The sequence below is a fragment of the Nocardia sp. NPDC003693 genome (assembly GCF_053981095.1).
Genome location: NZ_JBSFNO010000008.1, coordinates 211,840 through 235,779 on the forward strand (window position 1 = coordinate 211,840; position 23,940 = coordinate 235,779).

General features: G+C 68.8%; 22 protein-coding genes. 15 read left to right on the forward strand and 7 right to left on the reverse strand.

Features of this window, described 5'->3' with window-relative positions:
• Positions 1–41 precede the first annotated feature (41 nt).
• On the reverse strand, positions 42–614 hold the full coding sequence (locus ACWDOP_RS12555; protein ID WP_456345151.1) for a TetR/AcrR family transcriptional regulator: 573 nt from the start codon (positions 612–614) through the stop codon (positions 42–44).
• A gap of 98 nt (positions 615–712) precedes the next feature.
• On the opposite strand from ACWDOP_RS12555, the gene ACWDOP_RS12560 reads away from it, so the two are divergent.
• From ACWDOP_RS12560 to ACWDOP_RS12600, 9 genes are all read left to right on the forward strand, one after another.
• Positions 713–1,357: a DUF2867 domain-containing protein gene (locus ACWDOP_RS12560; protein WP_456345152.1), complete on the forward strand. Its 645-nt coding sequence runs from the start codon at positions 713–715 to the stop codon at positions 1,355–1,357.
• A 44-nt stretch (positions 1,358–1,401) separates the two neighbouring features.
• Entirely contained in the window at positions 1,402–1,803 is a 402-nt protein-coding gene (locus ACWDOP_RS12565) for a DUF6463 family protein (RefSeq protein WP_456345153.1), read from the forward strand.
• A gap of 220 nt (positions 1,804–2,023) precedes the next feature.
• The gene (locus ACWDOP_RS12570) at positions 2,024–3,400 is read left to right on the forward strand and encodes a hemolysin family protein (protein WP_456345168.1); all 1,377 of its coding nucleotides are present in this window, start codon (positions 2,024–2,026) and stop codon (positions 3,398–3,400) included.
• On the forward strand, positions 3,393–4,457 hold the full coding sequence (locus ACWDOP_RS12575; RefSeq protein WP_454200508.1) for a hemolysin family protein: 1,065 nt from the start codon (positions 3,393–3,395) through the stop codon (positions 4,455–4,457). The genes ACWDOP_RS12570 and ACWDOP_RS12575 overlap by 8 nt, the downstream gene beginning before the upstream one ends.
• Before the next feature lie 2 nt (positions 4,458–4,459).
• A complete protein-coding gene (locus ACWDOP_RS12580; protein ID WP_456345154.1) occupies positions 4,460–5,356 on the forward strand; it encodes a 3-methyladenine DNA glycosylase in 897 nt (298 codons plus the stop codon).
• Positions 5,357–5,767: 411 nt separating this feature from the next.
• Positions 5,768–7,285: an LVIVD repeat-containing protein gene (locus tag ACWDOP_RS12585; protein WP_456345169.1), complete on the forward strand. Its 1,518-nt coding sequence runs from the start codon at positions 5,768–5,770 to the stop codon at positions 7,283–7,285.
• Positions 7,282–7,944: a DUF305 domain-containing protein gene (locus ACWDOP_RS12590; RefSeq protein ID WP_456345155.1), complete on the forward strand. Its 663-nt coding sequence runs from the start codon at positions 7,282–7,284 to the stop codon at positions 7,942–7,944. The genes ACWDOP_RS12585 and ACWDOP_RS12590 overlap by 4 nt, the downstream gene beginning before the upstream one ends.
• A gap of 124 nt (positions 7,945–8,068) precedes the next feature.
• Positions 8,069–8,833: an SDR family NAD(P)-dependent oxidoreductase gene (locus ACWDOP_RS12595; protein WP_456345156.1), complete on the forward strand. Its 765-nt coding sequence runs from the start codon at positions 8,069–8,071 to the stop codon at positions 8,831–8,833.
• Positions 8,834–8,959: 126 nt separating this feature from the next.
• The gene (locus tag ACWDOP_RS12600; RefSeq protein ID WP_454200504.1) at positions 8,960–9,691 is read left to right on the forward strand and encodes a hypothetical protein; all 732 of its coding nucleotides are present in this window, start codon (positions 8,960–8,962) and stop codon (positions 9,689–9,691) included.
• Between the two features lie 21 nt (positions 9,692–9,712).
• Here the strand turns inward: ACWDOP_RS12600 and ACWDOP_RS12605 are convergent, their stop codons facing one another.
• The 5 genes from ACWDOP_RS12605 to ACWDOP_RS12625 form a co-directional block, all read right to left on the reverse strand.
• The gene (locus tag ACWDOP_RS12605) at positions 9,713–10,729 is read right to left on the reverse strand and encodes a S8 family serine peptidase (RefSeq protein WP_456345157.1); all 1,017 of its coding nucleotides are present in this window, start codon (positions 10,727–10,729) and stop codon (positions 9,713–9,715) included.
• Between the two features lie 206 nt (positions 10,730–10,935).
• A complete protein-coding gene (locus ACWDOP_RS12610) occupies positions 10,936–11,466 on the reverse strand; it encodes a DM13 domain-containing protein (protein WP_456345158.1) in 531 nt (176 codons plus the stop codon).
• Positions 11,467–11,571: 105 nt separating this feature from the next.
• Positions 11,572–12,861 carry an acyl-CoA dehydrogenase family protein gene (locus ACWDOP_RS12615; RefSeq protein WP_454200501.1) on the reverse strand — a complete coding sequence of 430 codons (1,290 nt, stop codon included), beginning with the start codon at positions 12,859–12,861 and terminating at the stop codon, positions 11,572–11,574.
• Positions 12,862–12,871: 10 nt separating this feature from the next.
• A complete protein-coding gene (locus ACWDOP_RS12620; protein ID WP_456345159.1) occupies positions 12,872–13,507 on the reverse strand; it encodes a TetR/AcrR family transcriptional regulator in 636 nt (211 codons plus the stop codon).
• A complete protein-coding gene (locus ACWDOP_RS12625; protein ID WP_456345160.1) occupies positions 13,504–14,250 on the reverse strand; it encodes an SDR family NAD(P)-dependent oxidoreductase in 747 nt (248 codons plus the stop codon). Before ACWDOP_RS12625 ends, ACWDOP_RS12620 begins: the two co-directional genes overlap by 4 nt.
• Before the next feature lie 211 nt (positions 14,251–14,461).
• On the opposite strand from ACWDOP_RS12625, the gene ACWDOP_RS12630 reads away from it, so the two are divergent.
• From ACWDOP_RS12630 to ACWDOP_RS12655, 6 genes are all read left to right on the forward strand, one after another.
• On the forward strand, positions 14,462–16,648 hold the full coding sequence (locus tag ACWDOP_RS12630) for a malate synthase G (RefSeq protein WP_454200498.1): 2,187 nt from the start codon (positions 14,462–14,464) through the stop codon (positions 16,646–16,648).
• Between the two features lie 160 nt (positions 16,649–16,808).
• Complete coding sequence (locus ACWDOP_RS12635) at positions 16,809–17,408, forward strand: hypothetical protein (protein ID WP_456345161.1); 600 nt, start codon at positions 16,809–16,811, stop codon at positions 17,406–17,408.
• Positions 17,409–18,003: 595 nt separating this feature from the next.
• On the forward strand, positions 18,004–18,549 hold the full coding sequence (locus ACWDOP_RS12640; protein ID WP_456345162.1) for an HNH endonuclease: 546 nt from the start codon (positions 18,004–18,006) through the stop codon (positions 18,547–18,549).
• Between the two features lie 59 nt (positions 18,550–18,608).
• Positions 18,609–18,878, forward strand: coding sequence for a WhiB family transcriptional regulator (locus ACWDOP_RS12645; protein WP_454200495.1), 270 nt, complete (start codon positions 18,609–18,611; stop codon positions 18,876–18,878).
• Between the two features lie 268 nt (positions 18,879–19,146).
• Positions 19,147–20,754: a VWA domain-containing protein gene (locus ACWDOP_RS12650; RefSeq protein WP_456345163.1), complete on the forward strand. Its 1,608-nt coding sequence runs from the start codon at positions 19,147–19,149 to the stop codon at positions 20,752–20,754.
• 101 nt (positions 20,755–20,855) lie between these two features.
• Positions 20,856–21,266, forward strand: a complete 411-nt coding sequence (locus ACWDOP_RS12655; RefSeq protein ID WP_456345164.1) for a DUF7144 family membrane protein — start codon at positions 20,856–20,858, stop codon at positions 21,264–21,266.
• Between the two features lie 100 nt (positions 21,267–21,366).
• Here the strand turns inward: ACWDOP_RS12655 and gcvP are convergent.
• A partial coding sequence (gene gcvP / locus ACWDOP_RS12660) for an aminomethyl-transferring glycine dehydrogenase (RefSeq protein WP_456345165.1) occupies positions 21,367–23,940 on the reverse strand: 2,574 nt, incomplete at its 5' end.

Sequence of the window (23,940 nt, forward strand, 5' to 3'; positions counted from 1 at the left end):
CACCCGGCGGGATGCCTTGGCTCCCGCCGGGTTTCGGCTTTTTACGAGGCGCCTTCTCCGGGCGCCGGACTCAACAGCAGATCCCCCGCCCGCGCGATGACCTCGAGGCGCGTACGACCGGGGTGGTCGGCGGCGAGGAAGTGGCTGCCGATCGCGGCGCAGAAGGCCAGCAGGCTGCGCGCCTCGATCTCGGCGGGGTCCGAGCAGACGGTGCCGATGGCGTCGCGCAGCAGCTGCATGCGCTGATTGTCCACGCGCCGAAGGCGTTCGGCGACGGCCGGATCGCGCCGGGCCCAGTCGCGCACGGCGAGGTCGATCGGCAGCAGGCGGTCGCCGGAGAAGGTGAGCCGCCCGGCCAGGCGGGCCTTGTCCAGGGGGTTGTCGCACTCGCGGTCGATGCGGTCGTAGACCTCGACGGTGCTCTCCCGTTCCCAGACGTCGAGCATGGCCTCGAGCAGGGCGGCGCGATCGGCGAACCAGCGGTAGAACCCGCCCTTGGTGACGCCGAGCGTCTTGGCCAGCGCCTCGACCCGGACCGCGTCCACCCCGCGTTCGGCCAGCACCGCCAGCCCGGCCTCGACCCACGCCTCCCGGGGTGTGCGCAAGGCTCCCATCGTGTGTTCCACCTCGCTTTCCACCCTATTGTACGGATGCGTATAACCGGTCTAACCTCGAGTTATACGCAACCGTATAACCATAGAGGGGCAATGTTATGGCATTCGGATCCATCGGCGCGCTCCTGCCGACCGCCGCCCGCAGAATTCCCGACTCCGAGCACACCGCGCGCCCGTGGCGCATCCACGAGATCGCCCCCGACTTCGATCTCGAGGACGTGTGGGCCTTCCACACCCCCGGCGCGGGCCCGGACGACTTCCCGCTCATGCTCGCCGCCCTGCGCGCCACCGACGAACCCGGCGAACAGTCGCGCGCCACCCGATTCCTGTTCGCGGTGCGCTGGAAACTCGGCACGCTGCTGGGCTGGGACGACCCGGAAAAAGGCGTGGCACAACGGGTTCCGTCGCTGCGCGACCGCCTGCCCGCCGACCTGCCCGCCCCGCCCCGCGCGGCGGGTCACGACGGGCTCCCCCTCGTCGACCTCTACGAACTCCCCGACGAATGCGCCATGGAACTGGCCAACGCGACCGTGCACGCCGTCTGCCACCTGAGCTGGGTCCCGACCCCCACCGGCGACTACGAACTGCACATGGCCGCGCTGGTCAAACCCAACGGCGCCCTGGGCCGGCTGTACATGGCGGCCATCGTCCCCTTCCGCTATCTGATCGTGTACCCGGCCCTGACCCGCCAGTGGGAACGCGCCTGGCGCAACCGATTCGCCCTCACCACGCCCGGGCACTGACCCGCGCCCCCAGCCCGCCGAGTCACCACGAAGGAGTGGTTCCAATGATCAAATGGGCCGGCTATCTCATCATCTTCATCGGCGCGGGACACATGGTCAGCGCCCTCGCCCTGACCGCACCCGAGCACGCGGACGACTGGTTCAGCGCCGCGATCTGGGGCGAGAGCCTCGCCGACATGAGCCCGGCGAACGGCGCGTACTGGCTCACCTTCGGCAGCTTCGGGATTCCGCAGATCCTGATCGGCCTGCTCGTGCTGTGGCTGGACCGGCGCGGGATCGTGCCGCCGACGTTCCTCGCCTGGACCATCGCCGCCAACGCCATCGTCTGCGGGGTGATCTTCGGACCCTCGCCCTGGCCGGTCGATCTGGTCTCCGCCGGGCTGTTGCTGGCCGGAGCCCGCCGCGCGCCGAGCACCGCCACCCCGCCAATCGTTTCGCGGACGTAAAGAAATCCGTGCCCCCGGCAGGCCGTGCTCACCGCCCGGAGACCTGCCGGTAGCATGGCGATGCGGGCCGTGACGACCTGTCACGGTCCACCCCATGCGAAAGGAACCAGTTGTCACCCGCGTCCGAGGGCGCCGTTCAGGAGGGCTCCTCTACCGAGCCGGGTGACAAACCCGGCGCCATCGACTCCCCAGCAATCCAGACAGCCGGGTGGTGCTGACCGTGTCGGCCCTGCTCACCGTTCTGATGCTGATCGGTTTCATCGCATTGACCGCGGGCACCGCCCTGTTCGTCGCCGCGGAATTCTCACTCACCGCCCTGGAGCGCAGCACCGTCGAGTCGCATGCCCGCGACGGCGACCGCCGCGCCCGGCAGGTACGCCAGGCGCACCGCACGCTGTCGTTCCAACTCTCCGGAGCGCAGCTGGGCATCACCATCACCACCCTCATCACCGGCTACATCGCCGAACCGGTGCTGGCTCGTATCCTCGAGCCGGTGTTCGAGGCGCTCGGGGTGGATGACGGTCCGGCACATACCATTTCGCTGGTGCTGGCGCTCGTGCTGGCCACCTCGCTGTCCATGATCTACGGCGAACTGGTGCCCAAGAACATCGCCATCGCCGCACCGCTGGCCACCGCCCGGTGGACCGCGGGCCCGATGATCTGGTTCTCCACGGTCTTCCGCTGGATGATCAATTTCCTGAACGGCGCGGCGAACTGGGCCGTGCGCCGGATGGGCATCGAACCGGCGGAGGAATTGCGTTCGGCGCGTTCACCGCAGGAGCTCGGCTCGCTGGTGCGCACCTCGGCCCTGCACGGCGCGCTCGATCAGCGCACCGCGCAGGTGGTGGATCGGTCGCTGCAATTCGGCGACCGCAGCGCCGAGGAACTCATGACCCCGCGCGTGAAGATCGAATCGCTGGATCTGGACGACACCGTCGCCGATCTCATCGAGATCGCCGCCGAGACCGGATACTCCCGCTTCCCGGTGATCGACGGCGACCTCGACAACACCCTCGGCGTGGTGCACGTCAAACAGGCGTTCCTGCATCCCATCGCCGCGCGGCGCACGGTCAAACTCCGTGACATCGCCCAGCCCGTGCCCATCGTGCCCGCCAGCCTGGACGGTGACGAGGTACTCGAACGGGTGCGGCGCGACGGCATGCAGGTGGCCCTGGTGGTCGACGAGTACGGCGGCACCGCCGGCATCGTCACCATGGAGGACATCATCGAGGAGATCCTCGGCGACGTGCGCGACGAGCACGACGAGGAGGAACTCGACGTCCGGCGGACCAGCCTGGGCTGGGACTGCTCGGGTCTGCTGCGCATCGACGAGGTCTCCCGCACCACCGGTTACGACGCCCCCGAAGGCGAATACGAGACCGTGGGCGGCCTGGTGCTGACCCGTCTGGGCCGCATTCCGGTCGAGGGCGACGAGGTGCTGCTGCCCGAACCCGGCAACGGCCACTACACCGACCCGCACACTCGCGGCGGCTGGCTCGCCAAGGTGGAGCGGATGGACGGGCGGCGGATAGACCGGGTGCTGCTGCGCCCGATCGACGCCGAGGCGCTGGCCGAATGGGAGCGCGACCATGGGTGATCTGACCGCCGTCTTCCTCACGTTCGCGCTGCTGCTGGGCAACGCGTTCTTCGTCGCCGCCGAGTTCGCGCTCATCTCCGCGCGCCGCGATCGCCTGGAAGCGCTTGCCGCACAGGGCAAGCGCACCGCCAACACGGTGATCGAGGCCGGGCAGAACCTGTCCATCATGCTGGCGGCCGCGCAGCTGGGCATCACCATCTGCTCGATCCTGCTGGGCCGGGTGGGTGAGCCCGCGGTGGCGCATCTGCTGGAGGGTCCGTTCGGGGCGCTCGGCGTGCCGGACGGACTGCTGCATCCGATCTCGTTCGCGGTGGCGCTGACCGTCGTGGTGATCCTGCACATCCTGCTGGGCGAGATGATCCCGAAGAACATCGCGCTCGCGGGACCGGAACGCTCGGCGCTGCTGCTGGTTCCGATGCACCTGGTGTGGTTGCGCATCGCCCGGCCGCTCATCGCGGTCTACAACATGGCGGCGAACCTGTCGCTGCGGGCGCTGCGGATCGAGCCCAAGGACGAATTGGACGCCACCGTCTCCTCGGTCGAACTGGCGGAGATGTTCGGCGAATCCCATTCCGAAGGGCTGCTGGACGAGGAGGAGCACCGCCGCCTGACCCAGGCGCTGGGCTCGAGCGACCGGATCGTCGCCGATGTCATGGTGCCGCTGGCCAAGACCCGGTCGGTGCCGCTACGCGGGGACGGCACCACGCTCGGCGACATCGAGAACGCGGTGGCCGAGACCGGGTTCTCCCGGTACCCGGTGCGCGCGGCGGACGGTTCGCTGGTGGGCTACCTGCACGTCAAGGACGTGCTGGAGCTGGTCGCCGACGACAAGGCGGGACCGGCCACGCCGATCCCGCGCACCGATATCCGCCCGCTGCCCACGGTCAGCACCGGGGCCACCCTGTTCGAGGCCCTGGCGCGCCTGCGCCGCACCAATTCTCATCAGGGCCGGGTGGTCGACAGCCGCGGCAACACCGTCGGCATCGTGGCCCTCGAGGATCTGGTGGAGGAGTTCGTGGGCACCGTGCGCGACGCCACCCATCGCATAGCGGAGTAGCGGTGCCGGTCCTGCCCGATTCCCGTGTGCTCGCGCCCGCCGATTGGCGGGCGCGCGCCGCGGCGCACCGCGACCGGGTCGACGCGCTGGTCGGCCCGTACCTCGATACCCGCCGGGCCGGGGAGAAGCACCCGGTGATCGATTTCCTGTTCACCTACTACGGGCACAAGCCCGCCCAGTTGAAGCGCTGGCACCCCGGCTGGGGCACGGCCCTGGCCGGGGCCGGCGACTACGCCGAATGGCGCGGGTACCACCGTGTTTCGACCGCGGGCGGGGACGCGGCGTGGACCGCGGATCCGGCCTTCCTCGACAAGCGGCGCGGCACCCTGGAGTTCGTGGCCGGGCTGCTGTCCGCGACGGCCACACGTCCCGCGCAGCTCTCCTGCTTCGGCCTGCACGAATGGGCGATGGTCTATCGCAGTGACGACATTCGCCATCAGCAGGTTCCGCTGCGGCTGGGTCGCGACGGCACCGACGCGGTGGTGGAGTCGATGCAGCTGCGCTGCACCCACTTCGACGCGTTCCGCTTCTTCACCCCGGACGCGGTGCCGCTCAACATCGAACCCCTGACCCGCGAGAGCCAGGTCGAGCGTGAGCAGCCGGGCTGTCTGCACGCGAACATGGACATCTACAAGTGGGGTTTCAAACTGGTACCCCTGATCGCTTCGGACCTGCTGCTGGACTGTTTCGAACTCGCCTGCGCCGCACGCGAACTCGACATGAAGGCGAGCCCGTACGACCTGTCGGACTACGACTACGTCCCGGTGCGCATCGAAACCCCGGCCGGCCGCGCCGAATACGTCCGCGCCCAAGCCGACCTGGCCGCGCGCGCCACGCCACTGCGCGAGCAGCTGCTGACCGCCTGCCGGGCGTTGCTCACCGAGCCCGCCGCCTCCTGACGGAACCCACCGAGACAGTTCACCGGAGCGCCTGACCGGAACTCTGTCCAGTTGGCCGTCCGATTGCCGATATCGCGGCCGCGCGCCAGCGCAACGCCCTGTCCGGCTTGCTTCGCGGCGACATTTTCGCTGGTCTGTGCAAGTTTACTAATTCTGTCCGGCCGACCCGCCGAATACCGAAATCACGCCGGACCCGATTTCAGCTGTCTGGGAAGATTTTTCGGCTGGACCCTACCGATCAGTCAGTTTTTGGGTTACGGTCCCGGATGTAACCGTGACCACACACCGGGTTCGACTGTGGCGACGGTCATTCGGTAGTGGCAGTAGCTCTGAAGGAACGGGGGCACCGCGATGGCGCGGTTGTCGGGTATTCGGCGATCCAGGCCGGCTCTCCTGGCGGGGGTGGCACTGATGTGCGCGGCGGTCCTGCCGATGGGCGGGGCGGGTGCGAATCCGCAGGCGGATCTCACCGGCGCGGTGCAGCAATTCTTCGATGTGGGACGGACGGCGGTATCGCGGGCGGCGTGCGGAGGGGATGCGCTGCCCGAGACCGGCATTCAGGGTGACGTCTCCGCGGCCGATCGAAACAGCGGCCGCAGCACGCAGGGCTACCGCTGCAATCTGTCGTTCGTGGGCGGCTACGTCGGCAAGGGCGCGGGCATCACCTCCGCGACCTTCGAGCACTGCTCGTACACCGGATCGCTGTTCCCGGGCAACATCCTCGGCCCCGCCCAGGGCGTCCAGGTCCTGGACGTCTCCGATCCGGCCAACCCGGTGCTGACCGCGACCCTCACCGAACCGGCCATGCTGGGCGGCACCTGGGAGTCGCTCAAGGTCAACGCCGAGCGAAAGCTGCTGGTGGGCACCGCGGTTCCGATCGGCATCGGCGCGGGCTACCTGTCGGTCTACGACATCTCCGACTGCGCGCGACCGCGCCTGCTCAACCCGGGCCCCGGCACGAATCTGCTCATGCCGCTGCCGCTGACCACCCACGAGGGCGGGTTCTCCCCCGACGGGCGCACCTACTGGGCTTCGGGCATCGCGCCCGGCCTGGTGAGCGCGGTCGATCTCACCGATCCGAGCAACCCGCACGTCATCTGGCAGGGCCTGACCGGTATCGAGGCGCACGGCTTCGGCATCAGCCCCGACGGAAATCGCATGTACATCTCGGCCCTGGGCGGTTTCACCGTGCTGGACATCAGCGCGGTGCAGCGCCGGGATCCGAATCCGCAGGTGCCCCACCTGGGCCGGACGTTCTGGACCGACGGCTGGGCCACCCAGCACTCCATCCCGGTCACCTACGACGGCGCGCCCTACCTGTTCACCGTGGACGAGGGCGGCGCGGGCGGGGTGAAACTCGTCGACATCTCCGACGACACCGCGCCGCGCGTGGTCAACAAGATCAAGCTCGAGATCAACCTGGTCGACAACCTCGACGCCGCGCTGGCCTCGGGGATGGGCGGCTCGGTGTTCTCCTACGACGCGCACTACTGCGCCGCCGACCGGCCGGACAACCCGACGGCGCTGGCCTGCGGCTGGCAGGAATCGGGTATCCGCGTCTTCGATGTGCGAGATCCGTTCGACGTCAAGGAGATCGCGTACTTCAATCCCCCGGCCCGCACCGGACGCAATCTGGAACTGTGGAACTCCCCGCACGCGCTCGCCTCGATCATCGGCGTGCCGGCCATGCAGTTCCCGGCCGTGGCCCGCGCCATCCTCGAGGGCAAATTCGATCCGGCACAGGCGCTCTCGGCCCGCACCGGCATGATCGCCTTCGGCGATCTGTCCACCGACTGGTGCTTCGCGCCGCCGGAGTGGCACGGCTCGCAGCTGTGGACCAGTTGCAACGACAACGGATTCATGGTGCTCGAGCTCGCGCCCGAGGTGTACACCCCGCCCGCCGACCAGCGCTCCACGGTGGGATCGTGACCGCCGCGCGCGGGACCCGCGCGGTACTGCTGGGCGTGCTGGCGCTGGCGCTGATCGCCGCGGGCGTGCTGCTGCGGCCCGCGATCATCCCCGAAAATCATTCCGCCCCCGCGGTTCTCACGCCCGTGGAGATCGGCTTCATCCAGGACATGACCGCGCACCACCAGCAGGCGCTGTTCATGGTCCAGCGCCTGGACCCCGCGGCGGACGCCTCGATTCGCCAGCTGGCCCAGCAGATCGACGACACCCAGCGCACCGAGATCGGAACCATGCTCGGCTGGCTGCGCCTGGCGAACGCCTCGCCCACCAACCCGAACCCGATGTCCTGGATGCCCGCCGCCGACATGCCCGCCGGGCACGATCATGCGGGTGCGAGCGCCACGGTATCCGCCGGCGCGAGCGCGACCATGCCGGGCATGGCGACCATGGCCGAGCTCGACGCCCTCTCGGCCGCCCGCGGGGCGGCCGCGGAAACCCTGTTCATCCAGCTCATGCTGCGTCATCACGCGGGCGGGGTGGCCATGGCCAAGTCGGCCGACGCGCTCGTGACGTCGGGCCCGGTGAAGGAAACGGCGCGGTCGATGATCACCGGCCAGTCCCAGGAGGCGGGCATCCTGACCCTGCTGCTGGCCGAGCGCAACGCCCAGCCACTGTCCTGATCCGCGGTGATCCGCGCCGCCCCGGGCAAGGCCGCGGTCTCGATGCCGGACCCGGCCGAAGTTGGCGGGTTCGGCCGTGACCGATCCTGGTGTGCGACGGCGAAGTGTCCGTAATGTCATCCGAATGAGTGACGCGCGTGTGGCATTGGTGACCGGTAGCGGACGCGGGATCGGGCGCGCGATCGCGCTGGCGCTGGCGGCGGACGGCGCGGACGTGGTGGTGAACTACCGTTCCGACGCCGACGCGGCGGCCGAGACCGTGGCCGCGATCCAAGCGCTGGGACGCAGGTCGTTCGCGGTGCGGGCCAGCGTGGACTCGATCGAGGACGACGAGCGCATGGTCGATCAGATTCTCGACGAGTTCGGCGGCATCGACATTCTGGTCAACAACGCCGGGATCGCCAGCCGCGGCCGGTTCGTCGCGGACACCGATCCGGCCGAGGTGCAGCGCGTGGTGTCCACCCACGCGATCGGCGCCCACCACGTCACACGACTGGTGTTGCCCGCCATGCGAACTCGCCCGCGCGGGGACATCATCATGATCTCCAGTGTCGCGACGCTCGCGCATGCCGCGGGCGGCGCGCCGTACACCATGGCCAAGGCCGCGCTCGAGGCGCTGGCCTTCACCCTGGCGAAGGAGGAACTCCGGTACGGCATCCGGGTGAACGTGGTCGCGCCCGGCCTGGTCGACACCGAGATGGGGCGGCGCCTGGTCCATGCCGTCACCGGGGGCGCCGATATTCGCGCCCTGGACGACAGCTCGCCGTTCGGCCGGGTGTGCCGGCCCGAGGACGTGGCCAATATGGTCAGGTTCCTGGTGTCCGAGAACGCCGAGTACGTCAGCGGTCAGAAGGTGAATGTTCACGGCGGCGGTTCAGCGCTCGGCTGAGTCGCCGCGCCACGCCGTGTGAGCGTGTGCAACGGGTCACTCCCACCTGGGTCTTCTCCCCGATCAGCGGGTCCGGCGCTATCGTCGAACGTGGTCACAGACTCAGGCACTGGAGGTCCCGACAGCATGACCAGTCAGCTGGACACGTTTTCCATTCCGGCTCATATCCACGGTTACCCCGATCTGGCCTTCGGCGGCTATGTGGCGGGTATTTTGGCCGGAAGAAGCGGAAACCTCACCACGCGTGTGGATTTCCGCCGGGTGGTCGCGGTCGACACCCCGCTCCGGCTGACGCTCCCCGAGAACGGGCGCACCGCGCTCACCACGATGGACGGCACCCCGCTGGTCGAGGCGACCCCCTCGATGCTCACCCGGTTCGCGCCGCCCGCCCCGACCTGGGCCGAAGCCGAGGCGGTCACCCGCTTCGCCGCCACCACCCCCAAGCGCGCGGTCACCGACTGCTACGGCTGCGGTTCGGCCTGCGAGCCCGGCCGGGGCCTGCGCCTGTTCCCGTGGGCGCTGCGCGACCGCGACATGATGGCCGCGGCCTGGGTGCCCGACGCCGGTCTGGCCGACAGCACCGGCCAGCTGCCGCCCGAGGTCGTCTGGTCCGCGCTGGACTGCCCCGGCGGCATCACCGCCTTCCATTTCATGCGCATGGGCCTGGGCGCGTTCACCGCCGCGCTCACCGCGACCCAGTTCGAGCCCATGTTCGCGGGCCGGGAGTACATCTCGCACGCCTGGCCGGTGCAGCAGGACGGCCGCAAGTACACCGTCGGCGTCGCCCTGTACACCCGCGACGGCAGCCTGTGCGCGCTGGCCGAGGCCCTATGGATCGAGCCTCGCCCCTCGCTCTGACCGGCTCCCCGGGCCGGCTCGTCAGAGTCCGCTGACGTTCAGCAGCTTCTTCGGCGTGGTGCCGTAGGGGAAGAACTGCGGCGGATCGATGATGGCCGGCGAAGCCTGTTGCAGCAGCCAGGATTTCACCGTCGCCGAGGCGGTCTGCCCGAACTTGGCCTTGTACAGCGCGGCCGCGCCCGCCACGTAGGGGGCCGCGAACGAGGTGCCCGCCTCCAGGGCGTTGCCGCCGCCCGACATGGCGGCGGCGACGTACTGCCCCGGCGCGAAGATGTCCACGCACCCGCCGTACGCGCTGCTCCACACCGCGGTGCCGCCGCCGGGCGAGTTGAAGGTCGAGTGCCGCACCACGTGGTCGGTGTCGTCGCTGGCGCCGACCACCATCGCGCCGATCGAACTCGCCGGGGTGTTGAAGCAGGCGTTCCAGTTCGACGAGGACGCGTCGTCGCCGTCGATGATGTTGCCCGCCGAAACGGCAACGAACACACCGGAATTCGCCAGCGCGTTGACCGCGTTCTTGAGCGCGGAGGTCTGGCCGTAGTCGACGTAGTTGGTCGAGATGACCGCGACCGAGGGGCCCCGGGTCGGGGCGTCGTTCTTGACCCAGTTGATCGCGCTGATGAGATCGGACTGCACCGGGACGCCGTCGGCGGTGTTGTACGTCTTGACCCCGAGGATCGTGGCGTTCTTGGCGACCCCGTACACCGATCCGGCGGCGATGCTCGCCATCACCGTGGCGTGATCGTCGGTCGGGGTGCCGGACAGGCCCGTGGGATCGAACTTGTCCCACACGATGGACGCCCGCCCGCCGAAGTCGGGATGGGCGATGTCGAGCCCGCCGTCGATGACGTAGACGTTCACCCCCGTGCCGTCCGAGGTGGTGCTGAAGCTGTTGTTCAGCGGCAGTGTGGCCTGGTCGATCCGATCCAGGCCCCAGCCCGGATTCGCCTGGGTCTGCGCGGTGGCGGTACCCCCGGACGCCATGACCAGTGTGAGGGCGCAGGCGAGTGTTCCGAGGGTGAGCAGCGATCTCTTCATCGAGCGGGTGGTCCTTCGCGATCCCGCGGACGCCGCCGGACGCGCGTCCGCCCTGCGAAGAAGTGAAATGCTAATCAGTCACACTCGCAACGCGGAACGGTGTCCCAAAGTGGGACAGTTCGGTTTTCACGGAAACCATTCCCGGACAACACAACCCGTGCTAGCCGGGCGCGCAAGCCCGGTCTTTCGGGGGCATCGCGCCGCCCTTACCCCGCGACGAGTTCCGCCGCCCCGAACGACACGTGGAAGCGCGCGCACCACACCGTGACGCTGCGCAGCACCGACAGATCGGCCTCGGCGGGAATGTCGTAGTTCTGACTTCCCCTGTTGCCCTTCAGCTCTCCCAGATCCAGGAAGGCAGCGTCGTCGAAGACGCCCCAGCCGTCCCGGCCCGGGATCACCGGCGCGGCCGCCAGCCACACGTGCAGATCCGGCCCGTCGGAGGTGTCGAGGTCCTCGATCCGGAGCACCCGGCTGCCGTCACCGAGCTGGAGCACCTCGACGGCGCCGGAGGTGTCGTGCTCGTGGGAGATGAGCGAGCCGGTGAACAGCGTGCGGGTCGGCGGGGTGCCGGGGGTCGCGGGACCGGACACCGTCGGGGCCGCCTCCTCGACCGTCGTGCTGGTGAACAGCCGCCACGGCTCGAAGAAGACCAGCCCGAACACCAGCGCGGCGGTCAGCACCGCCGTCAGCACCCAGGTGATGGGTGAACGCGCTATCTTCCGCACCGGCACCATGACGCCTCCCGACCTCGCCGCACTCGACCTCGCAGGGTCGATTCAACTCCACCCGAACGGTTTTCACCGGACGAACGGCGAGGCGCGGGGCGCGCCCGGGCGCGGCTACAGGTTCCCGACGGTGTGCTCGAGCCGGCGCGCCACCAGTTCGCGGGCCTGTTCGCGCAGCGCGGGACGATAGCCGCTGGGGTACACCGGGTCACCGGGCGCGTAGGTCTTGAGGACCTCCTTCGCCAGGGTGATCTTGTGCACCTCGGTCGGCCCGTCCGCGATGGCCATGACCTGCGCGTAGTTCATCATGTCCACGAAGGGCAGATCGGTGCTCACGCCGATCGCGCCGTGCAGGTGCATGGCGCGCTGGGCGATGTCGTGCATGACCTTGGGCATGGCCACCTTGATGGCGGCGATGTCGTGCCGCACCTTGCGGTAGTCCTGCTCCTTGTCGATGCGCCACGCGGTACGCAGCACGAGCAGGCGGAACTGCTCCATCTCGATCCAGGCCTCGGCGATCTTCTCCTGCGTCATCTGCAGGCCGCCGAGCACGCCCTTGCGCATGGGCCGCGACACCGCGCGCTCGCACATCATGTCGAAGGCCTTGCGCACCATGGCGACCGTGCGCATGGCGTGGTGCACCCGGCCGCCGCCCAGGCGGGTCTGGGCCACGATGAACCCGAGCCCCTCCGCGCCCAGCAGCGCGTCGGCGGGCACGCGCACGTCGGTGAAGCGCAGGTGCCCTTCGTTTTCCGAGAATCCCGGGACGGTGAAGTTCCGGACGATCTCCAGGCCGGGGGCGTCGGCGGGCACGATGAACATCGACAGTCGCTTGTGCGGCTCGGCCTCCGGATCGGTCACCACCATCACGATGTGGAAGGAGGCGAACTCGGCGGCGGAGTTGAACCACTTCTCGCCGTTGATGACCCAGTCGTCGCCGTCGCGCACCGCCAGGGTCTTGAAGGAGGTCGGATCCGAGCCGCCGGTGGGTTCGGTCATGACATAGCAGGACCCGATCTCACCGTCGAGCAGCGGCTGCAGGTACTTGGCCTTCTGCGCCTCGGTGCCGAAGTGCGCGAGGATCTCGGCGTTGCCGGAATCGGGCGCCTGACAGCCGAACACGAGCGGCGCCCACTTCGAGGTGCCGATGACCTCGTTCAACAGCGCCAGCTTGACCTGCCCGTAGCCGGGGCCGCCGAGTTCGGGACCCAGGTGGCACGCCCACAGCCCCTGCTCCTTCACCGTCTCCTGCAGCGGCTTCATGAGCGCCCGGATCTCCGGGTTCGAGCGGTCGTACGGTTCCGGGTACAGCAGATCCAGGGGCTCCACCTCAGTGCGGACGAACTCCGCGACCCAGTCCAGTTTCTTCTGGTATTCCGGGTCGGTCTCGAAATCCCAAGCCATGGTCAGCCTTTCACTTGTTTCCGGCCGGTGCCGCGACACCGTCGAGGATGGAGGTGGTGAGTATGTCGGCGATCTCGCCGGGGGTGTGCTCGCCGCCGGGGCGATACCAGGCGCTGACCATGTTCAGCATGGCCACGACGCTGTTGGTGACGACGTGATCGTTCGAGCGCAGCGCGCCCGCGGCGTACGCCTCGTCGAACACCCGCTGCCAGCAGTTCTGGATGCCGTCGCGCAGGGTCTGCAGATCGGCCTGCCGTTCGCCGGTCAGTGCGCCCGCGTCGCGCAGCGCGATGGTGACCTCGTGCTGGTGCTCGATGATCAGCAGCACGTGCGCGCGAATGAGCCCGCGCAGCCGGTCCAGCGGTGTGCCCGCGCCGTCGGCGATGGCCAGCGCGGCGTCCAGCATGATCTGGGTGTATCCGCGCCGGATCTGGAAGAGCAGTTCCTCCTTGGATCCGATGTGGTAGTACAGCGCACCACGCTGGATGCCCGATCGGTCGCCGATCTCCGCGACGCTGGTGGCGTGAAAACCCTTCTCCGCGAACAGTTCCATGGCCGCGCGCACGATGCGCTCGCGGGTCTCCCCCGGGTTGGCCTCCGACGCGGGCGGCCGGCCGCGCCGGCGTGCGGGCACCGCGGCGGTCATCGGATGCCGCCGTCGAGCGCGAGGGTCGATCCGGTGCAGTAGGCCGAGGCGTCGGAGGCGAAGAACAGGGCCGCGCCGATGATGTCCACGGGTGCGCCGATCCGCCCGAGCACGGTGTGCCGGGCGAGTTCGTCCTTCATCTCCGGCGGCCAGGCCTTGGCGATGTCGGTGTCGAAGGCCCCGCAGCGGATGGTGTTGACCCGCACACCCGGCCCGTAGGTCCGCGCGAGCCCGCCGCCCAGGGTCTCGAGCGCGGCCTTGGCCGCCGCGTACGGCACGGCCAGGGGTTCGGGCCGCACGGCCTCGATGGAGGAGATGTTGATGATCGACCCGCCCCCGGCGGCGGCCATCCGCGCCCCGATCAGCGCCGAGAGCCGGAACGGGCCCTTGAGATTGGTGGCGATGATCTTGTCGAACATGGCCTCGGTCACCTGATCCAGGCTGGGGTACAGCAGGGACATGCCGGCGTTGTTGACCAGCACGTCGACCCGCCCGAATTCGGCGTAGGCGGCCTCGGTCAGGGCCTCGCAGTGCCCCCACTCGCCCACGTTGCAGGCCACCGGCAGCGCCCGCTGCCCGAATTTCTCGCGCACGGCGGTGGCGAGTGCGTCACACGCGTCGAACTTGCGACTGGCGATCACCACGTCGGCGCCGGCTTCGGCGAAGGCCAGCACCATCTCCCGGCCCAGCCCACGGCTGCCGCCGGTCACGACAACGACCTTGCCGGACAACGCTTTTCCCATATCTGGCACCTTCGCACGACCGAATCAGGAAATGTTCTACCCGGTACATTAAATGTACCGAGCGATACAATCAAGGGGGATCCGCGGGAATCAAGGACGGCCGACGCGCGCTTACAACAGGTGCGCCATCACCACCGGCCATACCCGCGAGTAACATGACGGGCGTACTTTTTGCACCCTTTACACCGGCTATCTCGAAACGAGGCAGTAGATGACAGAGCGGATTCAGGTCGGCGGACTCCAGGTCGCGCGCGTTCTTCACGATTTCGTGAACAACGAGGCTCTTCCCGGCACCGGCGTAGACTCCGCCGCGTTCTGGTCGGGTGCCGAGGCCGTGATCAACGACCTCGCCCCCGTTAACCGGGCTCTGCTGGCAGAGCGCGACGACATCCAGGCCAAGATCGACGAGTGGCACCGCGCCAACCCCGGCGCCGGCTACGACAAGGCTGCCTACAAGCAGTTCCTCACCGAGATCGGCTACCTGCGTCCCGAACCGGCCGACTTCCAGATCGGCACGGTCAATGTGGACGCCGAAATCGCCACCACCGCGGGCCCGCAGCTCGTGGTCCCGGTGATGAACGCCCGCTTCGCCATCAACGCGGCGAACGCGCGGTGGGGCTCGCTGTACGACGCCCTGTACGGCACCGACGCCATCTCCGAGGAGAACGGCGCCGAGAAGGGCAAGGGCTACAACAAGGTTCGCGGCGACAAGGTCATCGAGTGGGCTCGTAACTTCCTCGACGACGCGCTGCCGCTGATCACCGGCTCGCACCTGGGCACCAGTAGGTACGCCATCGTCGACGGCGAGCTCGAGGTCACCCTCGAGGACGGCACCGACATCGGCCTGGCCTACGCGGACACCCTGGTCGGCTACCTCGGCACCCCCGAGGCCCCGACCTCGCTGCTGTTCAAGCACAACGGCCTGCACATCGAGATCCAGATCGACCCCGAGTCCCCGGTCGGCTCCACCGACGCCGCCGGCATCAAGGACGTCGTGCTGGAGTCCGCGGTCACCACGATCATGGACTTCGAGGACTCGGTCGCCGCGGTCGACGCCGAGGACAAGGTGCTCTGCTACACCAACTGGCTCGGCCTGATGAAGGGCGACCTGGCGGAGGAGGTCACCAAGGGTGACAAGACCTTCACCCGCACCATGAACCCGGACCGCGTCTACACCGCGCTCGACGGTTCGGACCTGGTCCTGCACGGCCGCTCGCTGCTGTTCGTCCGCAACGTCGGTCACCTCATGACCTCCGACGCGATCATCGACGCGGCCGGCAACGAGGTCCCCGAGGGCATCATGGACGGCCTCATCACCTCGCTGATCGCCAAGCACGCGCTGAACGGCGAAGCGCGCGTTGCCAATACGCGCACCGGCTCGGTGTACATCGTGAAGCCGAAGATGCACGGCCCGGACGAGGTGGCCTTCACCAACGAGCTGTTCACCCGCATCGAAGGCGTGCTCGGCCTCGAGCGCAACACCCTCAAGGTCGGCATCATGGACGAGGAGCGCCGCACCACGGTCAACCTCAAGGCGTCCATCCAGGCCGCGGCGGACCGCGTGGTGTTCATCAACACCGGCTTCCTGGACCGCACCGGCGACGAGATCCACACCTCCATGGAGGCCGGGCCCATGGTCCGCAAGGCCGACATGAAGGCCCAGCAGTGGATCGCCTCCTACGAGGACTGGAACGTCGACACCGGCATCGCCGCCGGCCTGCCCGGCAAGGCGCAGATCGGCAAGGGCATGTGGGCCATGCCCGATCTGATGGCCGACATGCTGGTCCAGAAGATCGGCCACCCCAAGGCCGGCGCCAACACCGCGTGGGTGCCCTCGCCCACCGCCGCCACCCTGCACGCCACCCACTACCACCTGGTGGACGTGTTCAAGCGGCAGGCCGAGATCGCCAAGGGCGGTCCCCGCGCCACCGTCGATCAGATCCTGGAAATCCCCCTCGCCCAGGACACCAACTGGTCCGCGGAGGAGAAGCAGCAGGAGCTGGACAACAACTCCCAGGGCATCCTCGGCTACGTGGTCCGCTGGATCGACCAGGGCGTCGGCTGCTCGAAGGTGCCGGACATCAAGGATGTCGGCCTGATGGAGGACCGCGCCACCCTGCGCATCTCCAGCCAGCAGGTTGCCAACTGGCTGCGCCACGGCGTGGTCACCGAGGCCGAGGTCATCGAGAGCCTGCAGCGCATGGCCCCCATCGTGGACCGCCAGAACGCCGGCGACGCGAACTACCGCCCGCTGTCCCCGGACTTCGCCGGCTCGATCGCCTTCCAGGCGGCGAAGGAGCTCGTGCTCGAGGGCACCAAGCAGCCCAACGGCTACACCGAGCCCATCCTGCACCGTCGTCGCCGCGAGGCGAAGGAGCAGGCGGCCAAGTGCAGCTGAACCTTCCGGTTCAGCGAAGCTAGCGAATAGCGGAAGCCCCGATCGACCCTGTCGATCGGGGCTTCCGTGCGTTGCGCGACTGCTATGTTCGGGTGATTCGAGAACTTACTCCTACCACTTCGACTGACCGGTTCTCGTCGCCGGGACAGGATGCGCTCTCGTGACTACATATTCGGCGGTATCGGCGCCCGGATACACCCCACCGTCGCATAGCCGGGCATGGCGGCTGTCCATGGCCGCGATCACCGCGTTCATCGGCGCGGTGTGCCTGTGGGTGCTGTGGGAGTACGCCTCCCACGGTGACCGGCTGGTCGCGTTGCTGCTCGGCGGGTGGGTACTGGTCGTGGCCGGCGGAATCTGGTTGGTGGCAGCGGTTTCCGGGGCGGTCGCGCACCGGGCGTGGATACTCACCGCGGCCGCGCCGGTGGCCGTGACGGTGACGGTGGCGCTGCTGGGGTCGGGCGCGCCGACCCGGATCGGCTGGGAGCTGTCGCGGCCCGCGCTCGAACGCACCGCCGGGGCCTGCGCGGACACCCACGCCGAACAGCGGTTCGGGATGTACCGCGTCGACTACGTGCGGGTGATCGCGGGTGGCTGCGCCTTCAGCCTCGCCGACACCAGTCTCGGGGTCGAGGGCTTCGCCTATATCCCGCACGGCGATCCGCCCGCGCCGGCCGCGCACGCCCGCGCGGGCACCAGCTACACCCGCATCGACGGCCCCTGGTACACCTACGAGAGCTGGATCTCCGCCGGGGCGTGAGGCGCTTCTCGTTTGCGCCAAGGCGTTCCATTGCCACTCGATCATCGATACGCTGCCGGGCGACAGCCATCTGCAGTGAGGAAGTTTCATGGGTTCAACGGTGCTGGACGTCTTCAATCTGATCCTCGGCCGTATCAACGGCGCGTGGGCCTGGGCGTCCACCGGTTCGCACGGTCCGGTTCCACTCTGATCCGGGCCTCCCACAGCCATCGGTGAATCCCCCGGCCGTCACGGCCGGGGGATTCGCTGTTTCCGGGGAGATGCGCGCGATCGGAACAAACCTGCCCGCACGCGCGTTATCAGATGACGGTGGGGGCCACCAAAAAATGACCCGACAACGGCGTGTCCGTTGTGTCACCATATGTTTCGACGACGATCGAACCGGCCGGCAACGGCCGTGACCAGCAGGAAGGAGGAGGCGGCAGTGAATCCAGTGTTCTCGGAACGGTATCCGGCGAAGTCGGAACTACGAATCGGCGGCGTGGGCGACAGCACACGTGAGTTGCACACCGATTCGCACCGCCTCCGGGCCGCGGCGTAGTCCCGCCCACTTCTCCCTTTCTGTTCTTCCTCTTCACGAAACATGGTGACCCCCATGCTGTTCCGTCATTCCCAAGACCCGGAGATAACCGCAGACAACTGGATACACCGGGGAGTACTGCTGCTCAACGCCTCCTTCGAGGCGCTGACCGAGATCCGCGCCGAACGCGCCGTGGTGCTGCTGCTGACCGGCGCCGCCGAGCCGGTCGTGGATCACGAGCCGTACTTCCCCATCCGTTCGCAGGAGTTCGAGATCGCGCTGCCGGAAACCATCCGGCTCACCCGCTACATCTACCTCGAGCACCGGATCCTGGCGCCCGACGACAACAGCCGCGCCACCCTGCCCGCCATCCTGCGCCGCGACCAGTTCCGCTGCGGGTACTGCTCGGGCTGGGCGCGCACCGTGGACCACATCAAGCCCCGTTCCCGCGGTGGCCCGAACACCTGGTCCAACCTGATCGCGGCCTGCGGGCCGTGCAATACGTCCAAGGCGGACCGGACTCCCGAGGAGGCCGGAATGCGACTGCTGTGGGAGCCCAAGGCCCCCAACGACATAGCCCGGCGACAGCGTCAGATCTGGAAGGACCTGGCCGCCTCGTAGGGCACCCGAGAAGAAGTACGAACACGGCGTGATCGGAGCGAAAGGAGCGAGATCCGATGATGACCAAAACCACCGTGGCGGAGGAGCCGACCCTGGCCGATCTGCTCCCCATCTCCGATTCGAAGAACTACTGGCAGCATGCCGCCTGCCAGGGTGATCCCAACCACGAGGCATGGTTTCCCTTCCCGTCGCAGGACTTCGAGTACGCCCGGCAGATCTGCGATACCTGCCCGATCCGCCGCGAATGCGGGGAATTCGCCGCACGGACCGGCCAGTCCGGTGTGTGGGGCGGGCACGAGTACGACCGCGGCACCATGATCCGCGAATAAACAGCGGAACGGCGATATCGGCGGCCGCGTCCGGCACCTCGGGTGCCCGGGCGCGGCCGTCGTGCCGTCCGCCGGCCACCCGCCCGCTACCGCTGTGGCGCGGTCGGGCAATTCGGTGGCACGGTGTTCCGCGCCACTTCGTCACGATCGTCGCAGACCCAGGTCAGGGCCAATTTTTCGGGACCATAGACTGGCGGCCGTGGGTACTCATCGCGCCGCGGGTCGGTCACGAGGTGTCAGTAAAGGACCGATTGTCGCAGTGGTAGCGGTGATCGTCCTAGCGCTCGCCGTGGTCGGCTGGGCGTGGCTGCAGCAGCGCGCGGAGAATCGCGACAACGCCGCGGCCTCCGCGTGCGTCGAGGGCACCGCCACCCTGAACGTGACCGTCGATCCGGAGATAGCGACCCCCGTGCAGGCCGCCGCGGACCGCTTCAACGCGACCAATCCGCAGGTCCGCGACCATTGCGCGGAGGTGGTGGTGAATCCCCGGCCGACCGCGGCCGTGGTCGCCTCCTTCACCTCGGGCGCGCCCTGGAATCGCGATCTCGGCCCGCAGCCGGGTCTGTGGATACCCGATTCCGCGCGCTCGATCGAGCTCATGCGGGTGCCCGGCCTGATCGCGGGCACCCCCGCGCCCATCGCGGTGAGCCCCGTCGCGCTCGCGGTTCCGGACGAACTGCGTCGCGCGCTGGAGTCGGCCGGGGTGAACTGGGCCGATCTGCCGCGCCTGCAGCAGCCCGGCGCGCTCGCCGATCTCGGCCTCGACTCCTGGAACGCACTGCGCCTGGCGTTGCCCGCGGGGGACAGCGCGGTAGCGGTGGCGACCGCGGTCGGCTCGGGCGTCTCGGGCACCGACCCGCTGGACGAGAAGGCCGCGACCGCCGGGCAGGTGATCTCCGCGATCTCGCTGCTCGCCGCCGACGCGCCCGCGGCGGCCGACACCGACGCCGCGCTGTCCGCACTCGCCGCGGCCCCCGGCGCAGACGCCGCGGTGCACGCGGTGCCCGCCACCGAGCAGCAGATTCGAACGAGAGCCCCGCTCACCGCCTTCCGCCCGGCCGGCAACGGACCGGTGCACGACTATCCGGCGGCGCAGATCAGCGGCAACTGGCTCGACCAGTCACAGAAGCTGGCGGCGACGCTGTTCGCCGACTTCCTGCGCGCCCCCGAACAGTCGAAGCTGTTCACCGACAACGGTTTCGGGGCCGCTCCCCCGGCCACCGCGGCCGCGCCCGCCAAGGCCGCGCTGGAAAAGGTGAACAAGACGCTGACCCATCCGGTGCTCGGGGTGAGCGCCACGGTGCTGCTGGACATCTCGGCATCGATGTCGACCCAGGAGGGCGGGGCCACCCGCCTGGCCACCGCCATCGCCGCGCTGCAATCCACCACCCAGGTCATGCCGCCCGAGTTCGGACTCGGCGTGTGGGAGTACGCCAAGAACGTGGACGGCGAGACCCCGTACCGCGTGGTCACCCCGGTCGGGCCGCTGACCGCCGACCAGCGCGCGGCCCTGACCCGGGGGCTGGGCGGCGTCACCGCGGGCACCTCGAAGACCGATCGCACCTACCCCACCCTGCTGGCCGCCTACCGCGCCGCCGTCGCCGATTACGCGAAGGCGCGCACCAATTCGATCCTGCTGATCACCGACGGGCCCGATGACGACTCGCCCGTCACCGGGGAGAAGTTGCTGGCCGATATCGCGGCCGCGACCGACCCCGCCAAGCCCGTCCGGGTGGATGTGATCGTCATCGGTGGCGCCGGAACCCAAACATTGCAAACACTCAGCGAACGAACGGTCGGCACCTACTCCAAGGTGCCGACCACCAACGATCTCGCCTTCGGAACCGCGATGTCCAAGGCGCTGACCACTCCCTGATTCACAAAGAACGGGTCGCGGACAGGTTTCGGACCGATACCGCTCACGACACGATCTCCGCACTGCAACATGTGCTAGCAAACAAGTGGCATATTCGGCACATGGCACACAATGCGGAAACCGGGGTTTCGGTCAAGCAGGGCTTCGCCGCGGGCACCTCCATCGCGGCCGGCATTCTGCTCATGGTCATCGGTGTTTTGTCGATCCTGCAGGGCATCTCCGCGGTCGCGGCGGACGACCTGCTGGTCATCAACTCGGGCTACGTCTACGAATTCAACACCACCGCGTGGGGCTGGATTCACATCATCATGGGCGCCCTCGAGGTCATCGTGGCGATCGGCCTGATCGCGGGCAGAGACTGGGCCCGCGTGATCGCCATCATCCTGGCGGCGTTCTCGATCATCGAGAACTTCCTGTCCATGCCCTACTACCCGGCGTGGTCGCTGCTGATCATCGCCCTCAATGTCGTGGTCATCTGGGCCATCGCGACCTGGAAGCCGTCCCACGCCTGACAGCTAGGACCGCGGCCACGACACGAGCGCCCCACCGGTTCCGAGAACCGGTGGGGCGCCGAATTTTCCGCGATTCACCCGGGCCGCGGGCCCGAAAGACCTACTCCGCGTAGGAATCCAGCGGCGGGCAGGAGCAGACCAGGTTGCGGTCGCCGTACGCGCCGTCGATGCGCCGCACCGAGGGCCACACCTTGGCCCGTGCGCTGTGCAGCCCCCGCGGGTAGACCGCGGTCTCACGGCTGTACGGGTGGTCCCACTCCCCGACCAGGCACTGGGCGGTGTGCGGGGCGCCGCGCAGCGGGTTGTCCTCGACCGGCCACACGCCCGCCTCGACCTGATCGATCTCACCCTTGATGGCGATCATGGCGTCGATGAACGCGTCGATCTCCTCCAGGTTCTCGCTCTCGGTCGGCTCCACCATGAGGGTGCCCGCGACCGGGAAGCTCATGGTCGGGGCGTGGAAACCGTAGTCCGCCAGGCGCTTGGCCACGTCGTCGACGGTCACGCCGGTGCGCTTGGTGATCTCGCGCAGATCCAGGATGCATTCGTGCGCGACCATGCCGTTGTCGCCGGTGAACAGCACCGGGAAGTGCGGATCCAGCCGCCGCGCAATGTAATTGGCCGAGGCGATGGCGGTCAGGGTCGCCGCGCGCAGCCCGTCCGCGCCCATCATGCGGATGTAGGACCAGGTGATCGGCAGGATCGAGGCCGAGCCGTACTTGGCCGCGGACACCGCGTGCGAACCCGTCTCCAGCGGATCCCCGGGCAGGTACTTGGCCAGGTGCTCGCGCACCGCCACCGGGCCGACGCCCGGACCGCCGCCGCCGTGCGGGATGCAGAAGGTCTTGTGCAGGTTCAGGTGGCTGACGTCGCCGCCGAACTTGCCCGGGCGGGCCAGTCCGACCAGCGCGTTGAGGTTCGCGCCGTCCACGTACACCTGACCGCCGGCCTCGTGCACCATCGCGCAGAGTTCGGCGACCTCGTGCTCGTACACGCCGTGCGTGGACGGGTAGGTGATCATGATGCAGGCCAGCCGCTCGGCGTGGTCGGCGATCTTGGCGCGCAGATCGTCCAGGTCCACGTCACCGTTGGCCTTGGTCTTGACGACCTCCACCCGCATGCCGACCATCGCGGCCGAGGCGGCGTTGGTGCCGTGCGCGCTCGACGGGATGAGGCAGGTGTCGCGGTGGGTGTCGCCGCGATCGAGGTGGTACCGGCGAATCGCCAGCAGCCCCGCGTACTCGCCCTGGCTACCGGCGTTGGGCTGCAAGGAGACTCGGTCGTAGCCGGTCACCGCGGACAGCCAGCCTTCGAGATCCTCGACCAGGCGGATGAGGCCGGGGGCGTCCTCGACGGGCGCGTACGGGTGCACCCGGTTGAAGCCCGGCCAGGTGATCGATTCCATCTCCGCGGCGGCGTTGAGCTTCATGGTGCAGGACCCGAGCGGGATCATGCTGCGGTCCAGCGCGATGTCCTTGTCCGAGAGCCCGCGCAGGTAGCGCAGCATGGCGGTCTCGGTGCGGTAGCGGGTGAAGGCCGGGTGGGTCAGGTACTCCGAGGTGCGGTTCTCGATGTGCGGGCGCTGCTTGCCGTGCAGCAGTGCGCCTTCCGGGCCGACGGGGATCTCCGCGCCGAAGCAGTCCAGCACCGCGACCACGTGCGCGTCGGTGGTCGCCTCGTCGCAGGCGATGCCGACGTGATCGCCGTCGACCAGGCGCAGGTTGATGCCGGCGCCCTTGGCCTTGGCGACGATGGACTCCGCACCGCCGGGCACCCGCACCAGCACGGTGTCGAAGTAGTTCTGGTGCACGACGGCGTCGCCGAGCCCGGCGGCCAGCCACTGGGCGTGCCCGTGCACGCGGCGCGCGATCGAGCGCAGCCCGTCCGCGCCATGGTACGAGGCGTACATGGCGGCCACGATGGCCAGCAGCACCTGGGCGGTGCAGATGTTCGAGGTCGCCTTCTCGCGGCGGATGTGCTGCTCGCGGGTCTGCAGCGCGAGGCGGTAGGCGACGTTGTCGTCGGCGTCGACCGAGACGCCGACCAGGCGGCCGGGCAGCTGGCGCGCGTGCGGGGTGCGCACGGCCAGGTAGCCCGCGTGCGGCCCGCCGAAGCCGAGCGGGACGCCGAAGCGCTGGGTGGTGCCGAAGCAGCAGTCCGCGCCCTGTTCGCCGGGCGGGGTGATGAGCGTCATCGCCAGCAGGTCCGCGCCGACCGCGACGAGGGCACCGCGCGCGTGCGCGGCCTCGATGACCGGGGTCCAGTCCACGATGCGGCCCGAAGCGCCCGGCTGCTGCAGCAGCACGCCGAAGAAGTCGCCCTCGGGCAGGTCGCCGTCGGCCAGATCGGCTTCGACGATCTCGATGCCGAGGGGCTCGGCGCGGGTGAACAGCACCGTGCGGGTCTGCGGGAACAGATCGGAGTCGATGAGCAGGCGCTGGGACTTGCTCGCGCGGTTGGCCCGCTGCAGCAGCGTCATGGCCTCGGCGGCGGCGGTGGCCTCGTCCAGCATCGACGCGTTGGCCACGTCCATACCGGTCAGGTCCGAGACCATGGTCTGGAAGTTGAGCAGCGCCTCGAGCCTGCCCTGGCTGATCTCGGGCTGGTACGGGCCGCTGTACGCCTGGACGATCGGAGACAGGAAGCAGGAGGTGAAGAACAAGATCGAGGATCT

Excerpts from the sequence above, each read along its gene's own strand:
- ACWDOP_RS12610 (WP_456345158.1), bottom strand. The coding sequence starts at position 11,466 with ATGGTGCCGGTGCGGAAGATAGCGCGTTCACCCATCACCTGGGTGCTG.
- ACWDOP_RS12560 (WP_456345152.1), top strand. The coding sequence starts at position 713 with ATGGCATTCGGATCCATCGGCGCGCTCCTGCCGACCGCCGCCCGCAGA.
- ACWDOP_RS12565 (WP_456345153.1), top strand. The coding sequence starts at position 1,402 with ATGATCAAATGGGCCGGCTATCTCATCATCTTCATCGGCGCGGGACAC.
- ACWDOP_RS12615 (WP_454200501.1), bottom strand. The coding sequence starts at position 12,861 with ATGGCTTGGGATTTCGAGACCGACCCGGAATACCAGAAGAAACTGGAC.
- ACWDOP_RS12600 (WP_454200504.1), top strand. The coding sequence starts at position 8,960 with ATGACCAGTCAGCTGGACACGTTTTCCATTCCGGCTCATATCCACGGT.
- ACWDOP_RS12645 (WP_454200495.1), top strand. The coding sequence starts at position 18,609 with ATGACCAAAACCACCGTGGCGGAGGAGCCGACCCTGGCCGATCTGCTC.
- ACWDOP_RS12655 (WP_456345164.1), top strand. The coding sequence starts at position 20,856 with ATGGCACACAATGCGGAAACCGGGGTTTCGGTCAAGCAGGGCTTCGCC.
- ACWDOP_RS12595 (WP_456345156.1), top strand. The coding sequence starts at position 8,069 with ATGAGTGACGCGCGTGTGGCATTGGTGACCGGTAGCGGACGCGGGATC.
- ACWDOP_RS12575 (WP_454200508.1), top strand. The coding sequence starts at position 3,393 with ATGGGTGATCTGACCGCCGTCTTCCTCACGTTCGCGCTGCTGCTGGGC.
- ACWDOP_RS12555 (WP_456345151.1), bottom strand. The coding sequence starts at position 614 with ATGGGAGCCTTGCGCACACCCCGGGAGGCGTGGGTCGAGGCCGGGCTG.
- ACWDOP_RS12630 (WP_454200498.1), top strand. The coding sequence starts at position 14,462 with ATGACAGAGCGGATTCAGGTCGGCGGACTCCAGGTCGCGCGCGTTCTT.
- ACWDOP_RS12620 (WP_456345159.1), bottom strand. The coding sequence starts at position 13,507 with ATGACCGCCGCGGTGCCCGCACGCCGGCGCGGCCGGCCGCCCGCGTCG.
- ACWDOP_RS12605 (WP_456345157.1), bottom strand. The coding sequence starts at position 10,729 with ATGAAGAGATCGCTGCTCACCCTCGGAACACTCGCCTGCGCCCTCACA.
- ACWDOP_RS12625 (WP_456345160.1), bottom strand. The coding sequence starts at position 14,250 with ATGGGAAAAGCGTTGTCCGGCAAGGTCGTTGTCGTGACCGGCGGCAGC.
- ACWDOP_RS12585 (WP_456345169.1), top strand. The coding sequence starts at position 5,768 with ATGTGCGCGGCGGTCCTGCCGATGGGCGGGGCGGGTGCGAATCCGCAG.
- ACWDOP_RS12640 (WP_456345162.1), top strand. The coding sequence starts at position 18,004 with ATGCTGTTCCGTCATTCCCAAGACCCGGAGATAACCGCAGACAACTGG.